The 18,181-nt window shown below is 32.1% G+C and carries 22 protein-coding genes; 2 read left to right on the top strand and 20 right to left on the bottom strand.

Features of this window, described 5'->3' with window-relative positions; all coding sequences use genetic code 11:
- Window positions 1–11 precede the first annotated feature (11 nt).
- Window positions 12–182 carry a T9SS type A sorting domain-containing protein gene (locus ACMHJW_RS02250; RefSeq protein WP_413531786.1) on the bottom strand — a complete coding sequence of 57 codons (171 nt, stop codon included), beginning with the start codon at window positions 180–182 and terminating at the stop codon, window positions 12–14.
- A gap of 161 nt (window positions 183–343) precedes the next feature.
- Here ACMHJW_RS02250 and ACMHJW_RS02245 point away from each other — a divergent pair, with 161 nt between their 5' ends.
- Complete coding sequence (locus tag ACMHJW_RS02245) at window positions 344–775, top strand: hypothetical protein (protein ID WP_413531785.1); 432 nt, start codon at window positions 344–346, stop codon at window positions 773–775.
- Window positions 776–911: 136 nt separating this feature from the next.
- On the opposite strand, the gene ACMHJW_RS02240 is transcribed toward ACMHJW_RS02245, so the two are convergent.
- The gene (locus ACMHJW_RS02240) at window positions 912–1,808 is read right to left on the bottom strand and encodes an AraC family transcriptional regulator (RefSeq protein ID WP_413531784.1); all 897 of its coding nucleotides are present in this window, start codon (window positions 1,806–1,808) and stop codon (window positions 912–914) included.
- Between the two features lie 125 nt (window positions 1,809–1,933).
- Here ACMHJW_RS02240 and ACMHJW_RS02235 point away from each other — a divergent pair, with 125 nt between their 5' ends.
- Window positions 1,934–3,094, top strand: coding sequence for an NAD-dependent formate dehydrogenase (locus ACMHJW_RS02235; protein WP_413531783.1), 1,161 nt, complete (start codon window positions 1,934–1,936; stop codon window positions 3,092–3,094).
- A 172-nt stretch (window positions 3,095–3,266) separates the two neighbouring features.
- Here ACMHJW_RS02235 and ACMHJW_RS02230 read toward each other — a convergent pair whose 3' ends face one another.
- The 18 genes from ACMHJW_RS02230 to rplF all read right to left on the bottom strand — a co-directional run bounded on the left by ACMHJW_RS02230 (window position 3,267) and on the right by rplF (window position 18,168).
- Entirely contained in the window at window positions 3,267–5,531 is a 2,265-nt protein-coding gene (locus tag ACMHJW_RS02230; RefSeq protein ID WP_413531782.1) for an NADP-dependent malic enzyme, read from the bottom strand.
- Between the two features lie 281 nt (window positions 5,532–5,812).
- Entirely contained in the window at window positions 5,813–7,105 is a 1,293-nt protein-coding gene (locus tag ACMHJW_RS02225; protein ID WP_413531781.1) for a glycosyltransferase, read from the bottom strand.
- Between the two features lie 7 nt (window positions 7,106–7,112).
- On the bottom strand, window positions 7,113–9,758 hold the full coding sequence (locus ACMHJW_RS02220; RefSeq protein ID WP_413531780.1) for a YfhO family protein: 2,646 nt from the start codon (window positions 9,756–9,758) through the stop codon (window positions 7,113–7,115).
- A complete protein-coding gene (locus ACMHJW_RS02215) occupies window positions 9,748–10,005 on the bottom strand; it encodes a hypothetical protein (RefSeq protein WP_413531779.1) in 258 nt (85 codons plus the stop codon). Before ACMHJW_RS02215 ends, ACMHJW_RS02220 begins: the two co-directional genes overlap by 11 nt.
- A gap of 1 nt (window position 10,006) precedes the next feature.
- Window positions 10,007–11,074, bottom strand: a complete 1,068-nt coding sequence (locus ACMHJW_RS02210; RefSeq protein WP_413531778.1) for a DUF6263 family protein — start codon at window positions 11,072–11,074, stop codon at window positions 10,007–10,009.
- Window positions 11,075–11,283: 209 nt separating this feature from the next.
- A complete protein-coding gene (rplQ, locus tag ACMHJW_RS02205; RefSeq protein WP_413531777.1) occupies window positions 11,284–11,757 on the bottom strand; it encodes a 50S ribosomal protein L17 in 474 nt (157 codons plus the stop codon).
- A gap of 12 nt (window positions 11,758–11,769) precedes the next feature.
- Window positions 11,770–12,762, bottom strand: coding sequence for a DNA-directed RNA polymerase subunit alpha (locus tag ACMHJW_RS02200; RefSeq protein ID WP_114999020.1), 993 nt, complete (start codon window positions 12,760–12,762; stop codon window positions 11,770–11,772).
- A 22-nt stretch (window positions 12,763–12,784) separates the two neighbouring features.
- Window positions 12,785–13,387 carry a 30S ribosomal protein S4 gene (rpsD, locus tag ACMHJW_RS02195; RefSeq protein WP_413531776.1) on the bottom strand — a complete coding sequence of 201 codons (603 nt, stop codon included), beginning with the start codon at window positions 13,385–13,387 and terminating at the stop codon, window positions 12,785–12,787.
- A gap of 47 nt (window positions 13,388–13,434) precedes the next feature.
- Complete coding sequence (rpsK, locus tag ACMHJW_RS02190) at window positions 13,435–13,824, bottom strand: 30S ribosomal protein S11 (protein ID WP_019974178.1); 390 nt, start codon at window positions 13,822–13,824, stop codon at window positions 13,435–13,437.
- An 11-nt stretch (window positions 13,825–13,835) separates the two neighbouring features.
- Entirely contained in the window at window positions 13,836–14,213 is a 378-nt protein-coding gene (gene rpsM / locus ACMHJW_RS02185) for a 30S ribosomal protein S13 (RefSeq protein ID WP_413531775.1), read from the bottom strand.
- Between the two features lie 12 nt (window positions 14,214–14,225).
- A complete protein-coding gene (ykgO, locus tag ACMHJW_RS02180) occupies window positions 14,226–14,342 on the bottom strand; it encodes a type B 50S ribosomal protein L36 (protein WP_013598490.1) in 117 nt (38 codons plus the stop codon).
- Between the two features lie 75 nt (window positions 14,343–14,417).
- Window positions 14,418–14,633, bottom strand: a complete 216-nt coding sequence (infA, locus tag ACMHJW_RS02175; protein WP_019974180.1) for a translation initiation factor IF-1 — start codon at window positions 14,631–14,633, stop codon at window positions 14,418–14,420.
- Window positions 14,634–14,654: 21 nt separating this feature from the next.
- Window positions 14,655–16,025 (bottom strand): preprotein translocase subunit SecY, encoded by a 1,371-nt coding sequence (gene secY / locus ACMHJW_RS02170; protein WP_413531774.1) that lies wholly within the window; start codon window positions 16,023–16,025, stop codon window positions 14,655–14,657.
- 15 nt (window positions 16,026–16,040) lie between these two features.
- Window positions 16,041–16,496, bottom strand: coding sequence for a 50S ribosomal protein L15 (rplO, locus tag ACMHJW_RS02165; protein ID WP_038335541.1), 456 nt, complete (start codon window positions 16,494–16,496; stop codon window positions 16,041–16,043).
- Between the two features lie 30 nt (window positions 16,497–16,526).
- Complete coding sequence (rpmD, locus tag ACMHJW_RS02160) at window positions 16,527–16,706, bottom strand: 50S ribosomal protein L30 (protein WP_038335538.1); 180 nt, start codon at window positions 16,704–16,706, stop codon at window positions 16,527–16,529.
- An 11-nt stretch (window positions 16,707–16,717) separates the two neighbouring features.
- Complete coding sequence (rpsE, locus tag ACMHJW_RS02155; RefSeq protein WP_413531773.1) at window positions 16,718–17,239, bottom strand: 30S ribosomal protein S5; 522 nt, start codon at window positions 17,237–17,239, stop codon at window positions 16,718–16,720.
- A gap of 16 nt (window positions 17,240–17,255) precedes the next feature.
- Window positions 17,256–17,609: a 50S ribosomal protein L18 gene (rplR, locus tag ACMHJW_RS02150; RefSeq protein ID WP_413531772.1), complete on the bottom strand. Its 354-nt coding sequence runs from the start codon at window positions 17,607–17,609 to the stop codon at window positions 17,256–17,258.
- Between the two features lie 13 nt (window positions 17,610–17,622).
- On the bottom strand, window positions 17,623–18,168 hold the full coding sequence (gene rplF, locus ACMHJW_RS02145; protein WP_413531771.1) for a 50S ribosomal protein L6: 546 nt from the start codon (window positions 18,166–18,168) through the stop codon (window positions 17,623–17,625).
- Window positions 18,169–18,181: the final 13 nt, after the last annotated feature.

Below are 18,181 nucleotides of genomic sequence, written 5' to 3'. Positions count from 1 at the left end.
GCTTTTTGTTTTTATTTCTTAATGATTTTTCTTGTCATAGTTTTTCCATCTTGCAAATATATTTTCACATAATAAATACCCGATTTTAGAGAGGTTTTGTTTAATTCTTTTAAAGATTTATTCATTTTCAAAATGATTTGACCTACTGTATTCGATACTTCAACTCTTGAAATCTTCTTCATTATTGTGTTAAATTAAAGCTTAAAATATATTAAAATAATTTTTAATTCTATTTTTTTATTATTCACACAATGAATATATTCAACAAATATTATAACTGTAATAAAACTCGATATTGTTTATTAAAAAAAAATTATATATTTTACTTAAAAATCTATCTACTATGAAAAAATTATTTTTTTTAACTTTCATCTTTTCATTTATCTTATTTTCCTGTAATGATGATAATGATTGTTATAAACCAGCAAAACCTCTTGTACTGGAATTTGTAAATTCTAAAGGGGATAATCTAATTGAAAAAGGAACACTAAAACGAGAACATCTTCATTTTTTACAAGATACTGGCGATACTAAAATAGGAATTTCTTTTGAAATTAATAATGAGAATAGAGTTCTTTTAAATAAACCTGGTAATGTACAAGGTTCGACGACTTATGAAGCTATTGTACAAGCAAAAGAAATTAAGATCTTTAATTTTATTGCCAATGTTTCTAAGTCATCTGGAAAATGTGGAGAATATAAAATAGATGATGTAAAGTTTGAGAATATAGAGTCACTTTCACAAAACGGATTTTATCAAATAGTAGTCGAATAAAAAAAGACCCTTTAAATGGACTGCCCCAAAAATAGTGTCTAACTTTTTTGTGGGCAGTGTAAATGCGAGGCTTTTTTTTTATTCTATTTCTTAATGATTATTCTTGTCATTGTAATCTAATTCAAAAAATAAATCTTTACGAAATTGAACGCTGAAAATTAGAAGGAGAAACTCCCTTTTTCTTCTTAAAAAGACGTGAAAAATACGTATAATCATCATATCCTAGTTCCAACGCAATTTGATTAAGATTCAAATCCGTATTAACAATCATTCTTTGAGCTTCAAATATTACTCTTTCCAAAATAACATCTGTTGCCGTTTTTCCTGTTACTTGATTAACAATTCTATTCAAATGTTTAGGTGTCATATTTAATTTAGATGCATAATAGGAAACCTTCTTATTAGTTTTATATTCGTACTCAAGTATTTTTTCAAATAAATTATAATGTACATAATATATTCTTTGAGTATCCATAAGAGTCGTATCATTCCCCAGCTGTAAACGAAACAATTCTAGATAAACTTGAGTAATTAAAGAAGCTAAATATATTTTTGAAGCGAATTTTTTATCTAAATATTCTTCAACCATACATTCCAATATATCTGTAAATCTTTTCTTTGATAATGGAATAAACATGCTTGATAGAGATTCTTTCTGAACCCGAGAACGTTGAAGTTTCTGGGCAATCGAGTTTTTATCATTAAAAAGCCATTCTGAATGAAAAAGAATATAACCTTCCGCATCTTCAGATAATTCCCAAGCATGTATCTGTCCAGGAGTTAACATAAAGACACTACCAGGTTTTACTTCGTATCGTTTGAAATCAATATCATGAATTCCTGATCCATGAGTAAAATAAACAATCATCACAGTGGAATGCCTATGCGGTTTTTCTATATAAGCATGGTAAGTTGTAAAATGATCCGAAATCCTATTGATATAAAAATCTTCAGAAACAGAAAATTTATTAAATAACTCGGTAGTAAGAGTACTAATCTTCTCTTTCATCTGGATAGATCGTACTTTTTTCATTTGAATGTTTATAATTATAAAATTAAGCCTTAAATGTCCTAAAAATACAACCTTTGACGTGATTACGCAAACAAACGTATACTCATTTCACTCTAACTTTGAAATATAATTTAAAACTAAAAAAAATGGCAAAAATTCTTTGTGTTTTATATCCTGATCCAGTGACAGGATATCCTCCAAAATATGCACGTACAAGCATTCCTGAAATTCAGGTATATCCTAATGGACAAACTGCTCCAAAACCGACAGGTGAGTTAGGCTTTACTCCAGGAGAATTACTAGGTTGTGTTTCTGGTGCTTTAGGTTTACGTTCTTATCTTGAGGCAAATGGACACGAATTGATCGTTACTAGCGATAAAGATGGTGCCGATTCTGTATTTGATCGTCATTTACCTGATGCTGATGTCGTAATTTCACAACCTTTTTGGCCAGCATATCTTTCTGCAGAACGTATTGCAAAAGCTAAAAAGTTAAAATTAGCACTTACTGCAGGAATTGGTTCAGATCACGTAGATTTAAAAGCTGCTGCAGAACATGGTATTACTGTTGCCGAAGTTACTTTTTCAAACTCTATCAGTGTATCAGAACACGTAGTGTTAACAGCACTTGCATTAGTTCGTAACTTTATACCATCACACAACATAGCTGCTATGGGCGGATGGAATATTGCAGATTGTGTTTCACGTAGTTATGATATTGAAGGAATGGAATTTGGTACACTTGGAGCAGGACGTATTGGTTTGGCTGTACTTAGACGTATGAAACCATTTGACGTAAAACTTCATTACTATGATCCGAATCGACTTTCAGAAGATATCGAAAAAGAGTTGAATGTAACTTATCACGATACTCCAGAATCACTAGTAAAAGTATGTGATGTAATTAATGTACAAACTCCTCTTTATCCTTCTACACAAGGATTTATAAATGATGAATTTTTATCAAAATTTAAACATGGAGCATATTTAGTTAACACTGCTCGTGGTGCACTATGTGATCGTGAGGCAATTGTACGTGCTTTAGAATCAGGACAACTTGCTGGATATGGTGGAGATGTATGGTTTCCTCAACCTGCTCCTGTTGACCATCCTTGGCGCACAATGCCAAACAATGCCATGGTTCCACACATTTCAGGAACATCATTATCAGGACAAGCTCGTTATGCAGCAGGAACATTAGAAATCCTACAATGCTTCTTTGAAGGGAAACCAATTCCTAAAGAGCATCTAATAGTAGATGGAGGAAATCTTGCTGGAACAGGAGCTAACTCTTATAAATTAGATTAGTAAAATCTTAAAAAAAAGATGCACTAAAACAAAATATTAACAATCACATAAAAGAGAGATCGTGCTTCATTTCGTAACATCGAACTCTCTTTTTTTTAATGTCGGAATATGTAAACAAAAAAGTCCACTTAAATAATTTAAGTGGACTTTTTTATATTCTAAATTTTATATTTTATTGATGTTGTTGTGCATCTATGACAGCAATCGTAACCATATTCACAATTTCACGAACTGTACTGTCTAATTGTAACAAATGAATTGGTTTCTTCATTCCAATCAAAATTGGACCAACTGCTTCTATATTTCCTAATTCTTGTAATAATTTGTACGAAATATTTGCTGATTCAAGATTTGGGAAAACTAAAGTATTTGCATAAGTTCCTGCTAATTTAGAAAACGGAAAATTACTTTGTAACTTTTGTTTATTTACAGCAAAATTTGCTTGAATATCTCCATCTACAATAATTTCTGGATGATTTTTATGTAAATAATTTACTGCATTCTGAACTTTAGAAACTGTTTCTCCTTTATTAGAACCAAAGTTTGAATAAGATAATAATGCAATTCTTGGCTCTATTTTGAACTTTTTAATTGTTTCATTAAACTGCAATGTAATGTTGACTAAATCTTCCGAAGTCGGATCTAAATTAACCGTTGTATCTCCTAAGAAAATTGGACCTTTTTCAGTTAACATCATATACATACTCGCCACTTTTTCGCCTTCTTCTGCTCCTATTAACTCTAAAGCTGGACGAATCGCTTGCGAATAATTTTTCGTCATTCCCGAAATCATTGTATCTGCATAACCAAATTCAACCATACAAGCACCAAAATAATTACGATCTCTCAATAATTTCTTCGCATCAGATTTTGATATTCCTTTTCGTTGACGCTTCGTATAAATGAAATCTACAAATTGATTATATCGATCTGAATCTTCTTCTGCATTTATATCCACAATTTCTACATCTTCCAAATCCAACATATAATCTTTAATCATTTGTTGAATTTTACTTTTCTTACCTAAAATGATTGGAATTGCAATTTTCTCTTCTTTTACAATTTGTGCTGCACGAAGAATTTCGAAACGATCTCCTTCTGCAAAAATTACACGTTTTGGATTTGATTTTGCTGTTTGTGTCATATTACGCATAATCGTACTTTCTTTTCCGATTCGTTTAATTAATGACAATTTATAAGCTTCAAAATCTGTAATCGTATTCTTTGCAACACCAGTTTCAATCGCTGCTTTTGCTACTGCTGCCGAAACTTCTGGTAACAAACGTGGATCATTAGGTTTTGGAATAATATAATCTTTACCAAATTTTATTGAATGATTATTATATGCTTGTGTTACAACTTCTGGAACAGGCTGTTTTGCTAATTCTGCAATTGCACGAACAGCAGCTATTTTCATTTCTTCGTTAATCGTTGTAGAGCGAACATCCAAAGCTCCTCTAAAAATATAAGGGAAACCAAGAACATTGTTTACCTGATTTGGATAATCAGAACGGCCTGTTCCCATAATAAGATCCTGACGAGTTGAAACAGCTAAATCATAAGCAATCTCTGGATTTGGGTTTGCCATAGCCAATACAATTGGATTTTCGGCCATGGTCTTTAACATTTCGGCTGTTAAAATATCAGCAGCTGATAAACCAATGAAAACATCAGCATCTTTTACAGCATCTGCCAAAGTAGAAATATCACGATTTGTTGCCCATTCTGATTTAGATGGATCAAGATTATCTCGATCAGCACGAATAACGCCTTTGCTATCCAACATCACGATATTCTCTTTTTTTGCTCCAACAGAAATATACATTGCTGTACACGAAATTGCTGCTGCTCCAGCTCCATTTACAACAATTTTAACTTTGGAAATATCCTTTCCTTGTAATTCACAAGCGTTTATCAAAGCTGCTCCAGAAATAATAGCTGTTCCGTGTTGATCATCGTGCATAACAGGAATATTCATTTCTGCTTTCAAGCGTTTCTCAATTTCGAAACATTCAGGTGCTTTGATATCTTCTAAGTTGATTCCTCCAAAAGTTGGTTCTAAAGCTTTTACAATATTAATAAATTCATCAACATTTTTTGTATCCAATTCAATATCAAAAACATCAATATCCGCAAATATTTTAAATAAAAGACCTTTACCTTCCATTACTGGTTTTGAAGCTACAGCGCCGATATCTCCTAAACCTAAGACAGCTGTTCCGTTACTTATTACAGCAACTAAATTTCCTTTTGCCGTGTATTTATAGGCGTTTTCTGGATCTTTTTCAATCTCTAAACAAGGCTCCGCAACACCTGGTGAATAAGCAAGCGATAAATCACGTTGCGTATTTGTAGGTTTTGTAGGCACAACTGCAATCTTTCCTGGTTGACCCATTGAGTGGTAATTCAATGCATCTTTCTTACGATTGTCATTCATTTTTTTGTAGTTTTATTTTTTCCGAGAATAAATTTAGGTAAAATATATTCAAACCGTTTATGATGAATGTTAGATTTTGATTTTTTTAGGTAATAAATTTTATCAACTTAACTAATTTATTCATTTTAAATTATGATATTGATAATTTTATTTCAATAAGGATATATTTAATGGTTATAATTTGACATTCAAAAAAAATATTTATTTTGAAATAATAGCTAAAATAGCGTGTTTTTCTAAAAGGAAAACACGCTTTTTTTTTCTAAATCAACAAAATATTTTTATAACTTATTAATCACTTCAACCAACTTTTTCGTTAAGTTTTTTCGATTGAATTGCTGAACTTCTACTTCGTTCGTTTCAAATTTTTGTTTCGGATTTTTTAACCATTGATTATAAATCGAAAGAATATACGTTTTAATTTCATTCACTTGTTGATGAGAAAAATAATCACCTGCTTTTGTTTTTTGAAGTATTTTTTCAACATCTGCATCAGCTGGGCCAATCGCTAAAATTGGATTTCCTGTTGCCATATATTCAAATAATTTTCCTGGAATAATTCCTTTTGAAGCACTATTATCAAAGTTTGTTAACAACAATATATTTGCAGAATTAATCGCATTTAACGATTCTTGATGCGAAACATATCCATGAACAATCAAATTATTTTGCAATCCTTGTTCAAGAATTGTTTGCTTAACATCATCAGCTAAAGAACCATAAAAATCAAGTTTAAAATCTTGTAGAAACGATTGATTTTCGTTGCTAATTTCAGCTAAAGCTTTCCATAAAGCAATTGGATTTCGAAGCATTTCCAAACCACCAGAATACGTCAAGTGAAAATAATTTCGATCTTTTTCTATTTGTTGTTTTACTTCTTCGAAACCGTTTGTTATAACTTCTACATGTTTTGCACCAATTTTCTTAAAATTCTCTCCGTCTGCATAACTTGTTGCTAAAACAACATCAGCTTTTTGCATTACTTCTCGTTCCAAATCTTCGTGCTTTTTAGCTGCCCAAGAAGTTAATTTTAATTCTTTGTGATAACTAATTTGCGTCCAAGGATCTCGAAAATCTGCCAACCATTTAAGATTTGGTATTTGTTTTTTTAACTTCAAACCAATTAAATGAAGGCTGTGAGGCGGACCAGATGTAACAATTGTATCAATATTTTCTTTCTGTAAAAAGTTTTTTAAATATTCAACAGAAGGATTTACCCAAAACTTTCGTGCATCTGGAATAAAGAAATTTCCACGAACAAAAACTGATAATTTCGACATGAAAGATTGATTTTCTTTCTTTTCAAAATGTCCACCTTTGTATGCTTTATTTTTGGGATTCAGTCTTTCAGCTAACTGATAAGGTTCCCAAATTTTATTCTTGACAATCTTAACTTCTGGATTGATATCTTTTGCTAAAGTTTCGTCGAGAATTGGATAAGAAGGATTTTCTGGAATGTAAACATACGTTTCATATTCAAATTCGGGAAGATATTTTGTGAATTTCAACCATCTTTGAACACCAGGACCTCCCGCAGGAGGCCAATAATAGGTGATGATTAATATTTTTTTCATTCTTACATTAAGCCTTTTCAGTGGCTAAGTTTAAATTTTCTTTCGAAGAACATTTTTTATATCCTAAATAAATACCTCCAACCACAACAATTAAAAGTAAAATATTCGCAACAATCACAATTGCATTTCCTGTAGAAATAACTTGTGGTTTGAATTCCATCACAATTGTATGATTTCCTTTCTGAACAGGAATTGCACGCAATACATAATTTGCTTTTTCGATCGGAACTTCTTTTCCATCAACAGTTGCTATCCATCCATGTGGATAATAAACTTCTGAAAAAACAGCAATCTGATCTGTGTTAGAAGATGATTTGTAAGTCATTTTCATTGGTGAATAATCAACCAATTCTATCTTCGCATTTGCATCTGCTGTAACATTTAAGTTTTTGTTCTCAACCAAATCTTTACGTAAAATAACTGTATGATCAATTGATGTAGAATTAATTGCTAAAATTTCATCATTAGCATTTTCTGTCCACTTAATATTCGATGCTAACCAAGCACTTCCCAAAGCTGTAGGATTTTCTTGAACTTGAGGCTGTGTTGGACTTCCGTGAATAATGTATTTTGTATTCATCATATTCAATACATTAATCAATCCTTTTTCATCTTTTATTCCGTATTTTTTCAATTGCGGATCTTGAGAGAAATAGATATCTACAACATCTTGATATTTCCCTAATTTCGCTGCATGATAACCTCCAATAGAAGGAACAAAATATGAAGTTCCAGCTTCATTAAATGTACTTAAAACCGTATTATACACACGGAAATGTGATTTATCTTGTTTTGAAATATTCGATAATAAATTATTCAATGGAACTTTGTAAGCAATTTGTGCTACATTATTATTGTTCTCTGCTTCTGTTTGTAAACGAGGCGACATTTCCGTTGGAAAAGGATTATCAACAATGTATTTAGACACAAAATTATCTTCGTTCAAATATCTTTTATTTACAGTAAATCCATCAATAAATGCTAATGCTCCAATTGCTAAAATAACAATGATTGGTTTCTTGATAAATTTGAATAAATAAGCTAACAATAAACCCATTGTAAACAAAACAAAAATCAATGTTCGAATTGTATCTGCTTTAAACATTGCAATTCTATCTTGTATTAATGCTTCATCCAATCGTTTTATTAATCCATCCCAAAGTCCTATTGCATTTGGATTTGCTTGTTGAATTTGTCCGATTAATTGTTCGGTCATTAATTTTTCATTCTCCGAAGTAAACGGAAAAATCATTCCTCCAAATAAGAAAAATAGAATTAAAATACCAATAGTAGAACCTCCAGCTATATAAAGAACTTTCTTTTTGAATTCATCAGATTCATCAGAATTGAAGAAATAATATAACGTTAGAATTGCTAAAAATGGCATTGTAAATTCGGCAATTACCAAGATAGATGATACTGCACGGAATTTATCATACATTGGGAAATAATCAATAAATAAGTTAGTTATAAATGGTAGATTTTTACCCCAAGCCAAAATGAAACTTAAAATTGTTGCCGCAACTAACCATTTTTTATAGATCGAGTATTTACCTCGTACCATAAATATCCCAATGATAAATAAGAATACGACTACAGCTCCTTGATAAGCTGGACCAGATGTTCCTGGCTGATCTCCCCAATAAGCACTTCTTGGTTGACTTGCTACAGCCTGAAAAACTTGCTGATTAAACTCGTCTTCACCAAGGCTATATTGTGTATTCTGTAATTCTGAAGTATAATTTTTTAAATCCTCTGGATTCGTTTGCGAACCACCTCCCATCAAATTTGGAATAAAAAGATTTAATGTTTCTAATTTTCCATAACTCCATTGCGTGATATAATCATGATCTAATCCGTTTGAATTCTTTTTCAACAATGTCATTTCAGATTTTCCACGAGTAGTTTCTTTGCTATATTCATACGTAGATAATAATCTATTCGCATTCAATCCTGCAGCAATAATAATTGCAACAACAGCTAAAGCAGATGATTTTAAGAAAGCAGGTAATTCTTTTTTCTTTAAACTATCAATAAATTGAACGATTGCAAAAACCAACATTGCCAAAAACAAATAGAATGTCATTTGGATGTGATTTGCTTGTAATTGCAATCCCATAAATAATGTGGTAAGCACAAAACCTGCAATATATTTTTTTCGATATAATAGAAGAATCCCGGCAACTAAAGGAGCAAAATAACCTATTGTATGTAGTTTTCCGTTATGTCCGGCTGCTATTAATTCGAAATAATATGAACCGAATGCGAAGAAAATTGCACCAACTAATGCATATTGCCACTTCTTGAAAAGTGTTAATCCAAGAATAAAAAATCCTGTAAATAATAAGAATATATAATCTGCTGGACGTGGTAAAAATCTAAATGCGCCATCAATTGTTTTAATAACATCAAAACTATACTTTGCTCCAGTTTGATATGTTGGCATTCCTCCAAACATTGCATCGGACCAATATACATTTTCTCCTGTTTTATCTTGATAAGTAAGCATTTCTTGCGCGCTTCCTTTGTAATTGATAATATCGGGCTGAATAACAGATTTTCCTGATAAAACTGGTGCACAATAAAGCAATGCAATCACTGCAAATACTAGCAATGAGATAAGAACGTAGAGTAAATTCTTTTTATTTTTCATCCTTTTTTTCTTCGATTATTTCATAATCCACCGTTTCGGCCTCAATATTATATTTCGGTTTGTCGAAAGATGTGTTTTGTTTTGATTCTTTGTACGAATCATTTGAGTTTTGGCTCTGATTAAAAGCCTCTCTCTGTTGATTAATTGCTTCTTGAAAAACTTTTTTTACAGCAAAGACTTTTCTTAAAAATCTAAAAATAGTTAAGAAAATAATACTTAAAATTATAATCCAAAGAATTGTTTTCATCTTAATTAACTGTTGTAACAGTTGTAACCGACTCAGTCATCGTTTGCTTTTGACCTTGCGCTTCTACTGTTCGTTTTAATGTTTCTTTTTTCGTTAGATTTACTTTATTGATCCAACCTGATTTTGTATCCAACAAAATTTTTCCATCTACATTTGCATTACTATTCGCAGACATTGTAACACCTTGTTGCGACTCATTTCCTTTCAAACTTTGCGTTCCATTTACAGTAATTGTCGTATTTGTAGGCTCAACACTAGATAAAGTTCTTTTCATCGAAATATTACCTTTCATTGGACCTTGATCAATTTTTTGACTATCGCTCCAAGATTCTTTTAATGCTAAAGTTTTGTTCGGAAAAATATTCATTGTTTCTTCAAATTGAGAAGAAATAGCTTGTTTGTTCAATGAGTTGTCAATAACCTGAGTAAAGAATTTAAACTCTTCTGCAGAAACTTCTTTTTTAACTGAATTAAGAATTGAAGTTTTGATTGATTCTAATCCATCAACGCTTAATACTTTCCCTTTCTGATCTACTTTCATTGTGTATGATTTTCCTGTCATCGCTTTGTAAATAGACCAAGAAATTGCAATATCTTTATTTGATGGTTTTGCAGAGTTTGTATCATACGAAATCGATTTCCCTGAAGGATCAGTCATTTTCTCGCTATATTGTTTAGATTTTACTTCTAATGTATACACACCGTCCTTAAAATCTTTTACAGTATAATCGATTTGCTTTTTGCTTTCGCTTGACATTTTCTGAGATTGTTTACCATCAGAAGCTGTATGTGTTGTTTTAACACCTAACGTCATTGGATAAGTTTTCCCAATCTCTAAATTATATTTGTAAGCATATTTATCGTCTGCATCTTTTGTAATAGCTACAACTTCTGGTTCAGTAGGTGTTTCAACCTTCAAAGAATCTGTCGTTTCTATTTTGGCAACAGTATCACCTTTTTCATTTACGATTAATTCTTTTCCTTCTTTATCTTTACCTACAACTTTATCATCTTTTTTACATGAAACAACTGCCATTGCAACAGCCATCATGAATAGTATTTTTTTCATATCTCTATTTATGTTTGAGAATTGGTATATTGCCAAAATCAATCCAAAAATAAGGATTTTAGTTGATTTTTTAACATTAAGATTTTAAAACAATCATATATAGAAAATTAGAAGTTTGAAAATAGTTGAAGTATTACAAATAATCGAAATTAATTGACATAAAAAAAGCCTCCCAATTTGGGAGGCTTTTAATATATAATCTTGTATGATTATGCTTCTTCTGTACCTTCAGTTTCAGCAGCTGGAGCAGCTTCTTCTGTTTTAGTACTTTTTCTACTACGACGTGTAGTTGCTTTTTTCTCTACTTTCGCGTTAGTATAGATATCATTGAAATCTACTAACTCGATCATTGCAGTATCAGCACCGTCACCTAAACGGAAACCAGTTTTGATGATACGAGTGTATCCTCCTGGGCGATTAGCAATTTTAGGAGCTACAGTTCTGAATAATTCAGTTACAGCTTCTTTATCTTGTAAGTATGAAAATACAACTCTACGGTTGTTAGTATCGTCTGTTTTAGACTTTGTCAATAAAGGCTCAACATATGTTTGTAATGCTTTAGCCTTTGCTACTGTTGTATTGATTCTCTTGTGAGTAATCAACGCTATAGCTAAATTAGATAATAAAGCTCTTCTATGAGAGGCAGTTCTACCTAAATGGTTAAATTTTTTTCCGTGTCTCATTTTTTAATAAAATTATTCTACGTCTAACTTATATTTTGCGATGTCCATTCCAAAGTTAAGACCTTTGCTGTCCACCAATTCTTCTAGCTCTGTAAGAGATTTCTTACCAAAGTTTCTGAATTTCATTAAGTCAGACTTAGCGAAAGAAACTAATTCGCCTAATGTTTCAACTTCAGCTGCTTTTAAACAATTTAATGCTCTTACTGATAAATCCATATCAACCAATTTTGTTTTCAATAATTGGCGCATATGTAATGCTTCTTCATCATAAGTTTCACCAGATGCAACTTCTTCTGCTTCTAATGTAATTCTCTCATCTGAGAACAACATAAAGTGGTGAATTAATATTTTAGCTGCTTCAGTTAAAGCATCTTGAGGTGTTATAGAACCATCAGTAGTAATTTCAAAAACTAATTTTTCGTAATCAGTTTTTTGTTCTACACGATAGTTTTCAATTGCATATTTTACATTCTTAATTGGAGTGTAAATAGAATCAATTGCTATAGTACCGATTGGCGCAGAAGCCTTTTTATTCTCATCAGCTGGTACGTATCCTCTACCTTTTTCGATTGTAAATGTAATCGTTACATTTACTTTAGCATCTAAGTTAGCGATAACTAATTCAGGGTTTAAAACTTGGAATCCAGAAATAAATTTCCCTAAATCACCAGCTGTTAATTGATCTTGCCCTGAGATAGTAGCAGTTACAGTTTCAGCATCTGATTCATCAATTTGTTTCTTAAAACGAACCTTTTTCAGATTTAAAATGATCTCTGTAACATCTTCCACTACTCCTGGAATAGTTGAAAATTCGTGCTCAACTCCTTCAATTTTTATTGAAGTGATTGCATATCCTTCTAATGAAGAAAGTAAAACTCTACGAAGAGCATTTCCAACTGTAATCCCGTATCCTGGTTCTAATGGACGGAACTCGAATTGTCCGAATTTAGAGTCAGATTCTACTAAGATTACTTTGTCAGGTTTGATGAAATTTAAAATAGTCATTTTATTAGTCTGATTTTAAGGTTTATTTAGAATATAACTCGACGATTAATTGCTCTTTAATATCTTCTGGAATTTGAACTCTTTCTGGAGCTTTTGTGAAAGTTCCTGATTTTTGTTCGTCATTCCAAATTAACCAATCGTACTCGCTACGTGCGTGTAAAGAGTTTGTGATTGCAGCTAAAGATTTAGATTTTTCTCTAACAGCGATTACATCACCAGCTCTTAATTGGTAAGAAGGGATGTTCACGATTTCTCCGTTTACAGTTATGTGTTTGTGAGAAACTAATTGGCGTGCAGCACTACGTGAGTTTGCGATACCTAAACGGTAAACTACGTTATCTAAACGAGATTCACATAATTGTAATAACACTTCACCTGTAATTCCTTTAGATGCATTTGCTTTTTTGTATAAGTTAGCAAATTGACGCTCTAAAATACCGTAAGTGTATTTTGCTTTTTGTTTTTCAGCTAACTGAATAGCGTATTCTGATTTTTTAGCTCTTCTTTTGTTAGGTCCGTGTTGCCCTGGAGGATATTTCTTTTTCTCAAAAGATTTATCGTCACCGAAAATTGGTTGTCCAAATTTTCTTGCAATTTTAGTTTTTGGTCCTGTATATCTTGCCATGATTTGTTACTATTAAATATATTAAATAATTAAATTGAGAAAAATGATTATACTCTTCTCTTTTTAGGTGGACGACATCCATTGTGTGGTAATGGAGTAACATCAACGATTTCAGAAACCTCGATACCACCGTTATGAATTGTTCTAATAGCAGATTCACGACCTTGACCTGGTCCTTTCACGAATACTTTTACTCTTCTTAATCCTGCCTCGTATGCAACTGTTGTTGCATCTTGAGCAGCTACTTGAGCAGCGTAAGGAGTGTTCTTTTTAGATCCACGGAATCCCATTTTACCTGCTGAAGACCAAGAGATAACTTCACCATTTTTGTTTGTTAAAGTAACGATAACGTTGTTAAACGATGCTTGAATATGAGCTTGTCCAGTAGCTTCAATAACTACTTTTCTTTTCTTTACTACTTTCTGATTTTTTGCCATGATCCTATTTATTATTTAGTGGCTTTTTTCTTGTTAGCAACTGTTTTCTTTTTACCTTTTCTTGTACGTGAGTTATTTTTTGTTCTTTGACCACGTAATGGTAAACCTAATCTGTGACGAATACCTCTTTGACATCCGATATCCATTAAACGTTTGATGTTTAATTGGATTTCTGATCTTAATTCACCTTCTACTTTGAAAGTTTCATTGATCGATGTACGGATTGCGTTGATTTCATCATCAGTCCATTCGCTAACTTTTGTATCTTCTGAAATGTTATTTTCAGCTAAGATTTTAGAAGCACTACTTCTTCCGATCCCGTAAATGTATGTAAGTCCGATTACCCCTCTTTTGTTTTTAGGTAAATCTACACCTGAAATTCTTGCCATAATTCTAAATAATTAACCTTGTCTTTGTTTAAACTTAGGATTCTTTTTGTTGATCACATACAAACGTCCTTTACGACGCACAATTTTACAGTCAGCACTTCTCTTTTTAATGGATGCTCTAATTTTCATCTTTGTAAATTTATTTATAATCCGATAGAGTTAACGTATTTACATTAACTCTATCACCAGTCGTTATTATTTCTTTTAGTATCTGTAAGATATTCTACCTTTCGTTAAATCGTAAGGAGACATCTCTATTTTAACTCTATCACCTGGTAATAATTTGATATAATGCATACGCATTTTACCAGAGATGTTACATGTTACAACATGTCCATTTTCTAATTCGACACGGAACATTGCATTGGATAATGCTTCTGTAATCGTACCGTCTTGTTCAATATGTTTTTGTTTAGCCATAAATCTTTTAATAAAATATTATTAGATATCTCTTGAAGTTCTACCTGAAGACATTAAACCATCGTAACGGTGATTTAATAAATATGTATTAATTTGTTGTACAGTATCTAAGATAACTCCCACCATAATTAACATTGATGTACCTCCGAAGAACATTGCTAAGCTCTGTTCTACACCTAATAATTTTACAATAGCTGGCAAAACAGCAAGCAAAGTTAGTAAAATTGCTCCAGGTAACGTAATTTTTGATAAAATTTCGTCTAAAAAATTTGCAGTTTCTTTTCCAGGACGGATTCCAGGGATGATTCCTCCGTTACGTTTAAGATCTTCTGCCATTTGGTTTACTGGGATTGTAATCGCAGTATAGAAATAGGTAAAGATTATAATTAGTAATCCGAAGATCATGTTGTATTCCCACGTAAATGGATCTGCCATTTTCGCGAAGAATGCTTTAACTGGACTTCCTTCGTCTAAGAAATAGTTTGCTAATGTTCCTGGTAAAAACATAATTGCTTGTGCGAAGATGATAGGCATTACACCTGCTGCATTTACTTTAAGTGGGATATATGAGCGTACAGAATCTGTAACTGATCTCATATATGAACTACTTGAAGTTTGTGCTCTTCTTACATATTGTACAGGTACTTTACGCACTGCTGCAACAATCATAATACACATTGCAATAACTAGGATTAACCCTAACATTTCTATCAAGAAGAAAATACCGTTTGAAGGGTCTACTTCAAATGCATTGAAAATTGCTTTTGGTAAGTCGGCTAAGATACCAACCATAATTAATATTGATATACCGTTACCAATACCTTTGTCAGTAATTTTTTCTCCCATCCACATGGCAAAGATTGTTCCCGTAATCAAAATGATTGTTGAAGGGAACCAGAACCAAAAGTTGGTTGGAGGAATAACATAGATAGCATATGATGAAGTTGGGTCGTAAGGTAAAATCTGAGAAGTTACCAATGTAAGATATGCTGGTGCTTGTACCAAACAGATCCCGATTGTTAACCATCTTGTAATTTGATTTACTTTATTACGTCCACTTTCTCCTTCTTTTTGTAGTTTTTGGATGTAAGGTACTGCTAATCCCATCAATTGTACAACAATTGAAGCAGAGATATAAGGCATAATTCCTAACGCAAATACGGAAGCTCTTTTGAAAGAACCTCCGGTAAAAGAGTTTAATAATCCTAAAATTCCTGAATTTGCATTTTCTTGGTCTGCAACAAAACGATTAACCTCGTTAATATCGACACCTGGAAGTGGAATATGAGAACCGAATCTATAAACCAACAATAGAAGGATAGTTACAAGTAACTTATCCTTCAATTCTTTTATGCTCCAGATATTTTTTATGGTCTGTATAAACCCTTTCATCTATAAAATATATTCTTAAGCGTTAACTAATTCTACTTTACCTCCTGCTTTCTCAATAGCTTCTTGAGCTGTTTGAGTGAATTTGTCAGCAGTAACATTTACAGTAGCTTTTAACTCTCCACGACCTAAAATTTTCACTAAGTCATTTTTGTGAGCTAAACCTAATTGTACTAATGTTTCTTTGTTTAAAGTATCTGTAATTTTATTGTTATCAACTAATTGTTGAATTGTATCTAAATTGATTCCAGTGTACTCAACTCTGTTGATGTTTTTGAAACCAAATTTAGGTAAACGTCTTTGTAAAGGCATTTGTCCACCTTCGAAACCGATTTTTCTTGAATAACCAGAACGAGATTTAGCACCTTTGTGTCCACGACCTGCTGTTAAACCGTTTCCACTACCTTCACCTCTACCTTTACGGAATTTATTTTGTACTGAACCAGCAGCTGGTTTTAAATTACTTAAATTCATTTTTAATAATTTTTAAAAGGTTAAAAGAGATTAAGCTCTTTCTACTACTACTAAGTGTGATATTTTACGGATCATTCCTTCAATTTGAGGAGTAGATTCGTGCTCAACAACTTGATTCAACTTTTTTAAACCTAAAGCAACTAATGTAGCTTTTTGAGATTTATCACGGTTGATTGCACTACGTGTTTGTTTTACTCTTACTTTGCTCATTTTACTTTTTTTTAACCGTTGAATACTTTAGTTACAGAAATACCTCTTTGACGAGCAATAGTTTCTACAGAACGTAAGCTTAATAAAGCGCGGAATGTAGCTTTTACTGCATTGTGAGGGTTAGAAGAACCTTTTGATTTTGATAATACATCATGTACACCAACTGATTCTAATACCGCACGTACTGTACCTCCTGCAATTACCCCTGTACCTTTTGCTGCTGGACGGATGAATACTTGCGCACCACCGTAACGAGCTTCTTGTTCGTGAGGAATTGTGTTGTTAAATAATGGGATACGAACTAAATTTTTCTTTGCATCTTCGATAGCTTTAGCGATTGCAGAAGCTACATCTTTAGATTTCCCTAATCCGTAACCTACTACTCCGTTTCCGTCACCTACTACTACGATAGCAGAGAATCCAAATGCTCTACCTCCTTTTGTTACTTTAGTAACACGTTGTACTCCAACTAAACGATCTTTTAAATCTAAACCTGTTGGTTTTACTCTTTCTACGTTTTTAAATCCTAACATAATTTCTTTCTCTTTTTTAGAATTTTAATCCACCTTCTCTAGCTCCATCAGCTAAAGCTTTGATTCTACCATGATACACGAAACCGTTACGATCAAAAACTACAGTTTCAATTCCTTTTGCAATAGCTTTAGCAGCTAATGCTTTACCAACTGATGCAGAAACTTCAGATTTTGTACCTTCTACAGAAACACCTTTTTCACGAGATGATGCAGAAGCTAAAGTTACTCCATTGTTATCGTCAATAATTTGAGCGTAAATTTCTTTGTTAGAACGGTAAACTGACAAACGAGGTTTAGTTTCTGTTCCAAAAATATTTCGACGCACGCGTCTTTTTATTTTTTGTCTTTTTTCTACTTTAGATAATGCCATTTTTCAATGATTTTTATGCAGATTTACCTGCTTTTCTTCTAATAATTTCTCCTACGTATTTAATTCCTTTTCCTTTGTAAGGCTCTGGCTTACGGTAAGAACGAATTTTTGCTACGATCATTCCTAATAATTGATTATCATGAGATGATAATGTAATAATAGGGTTTTTACCTTTTTCAGTTAAAGTTTCAACTTTAATTTCAGTAGGTAATTCAATAATGATATTATGAGAGAAACCTAATGACAAATCTAATTTTTGTCCTTGGTTAGATGCTCTATAACCAACACCAACTAATTCTAATTGTTTTTTAAACCCTTCTGTAACACCGATAACCATATTATTGATTAATGAACGGTATAAACCATGTAAAGCTTTATTTTCTTTAGAATCGTCTGGACGAACTACAGTTAAAACTCCGTCTTCGATAGTAATATCAAATCCTTCTTTTAACTCTCTTGTCATTGTAATGTTGTTACCTTTTACAGTAACTACGTTATCTTTAAATTCAACAGTTGCTGCTGCAGGAATGTTGATTTGTGCGTGTCCTATTCTTGACATAATTTCTTAATTT

It is taken from the genome of Empedobacter brevis, assembly GCF_965118635.1.
Lineage (GTDB): Bacteria > Bacteroidota > Bacteroidia > Flavobacteriales > Weeksellaceae > Empedobacter > Empedobacter brevis_A.
Note: the sequence above shows the minus strand (reverse complement) of the source record. Positions and strands in the feature narration are given on the sequence as shown.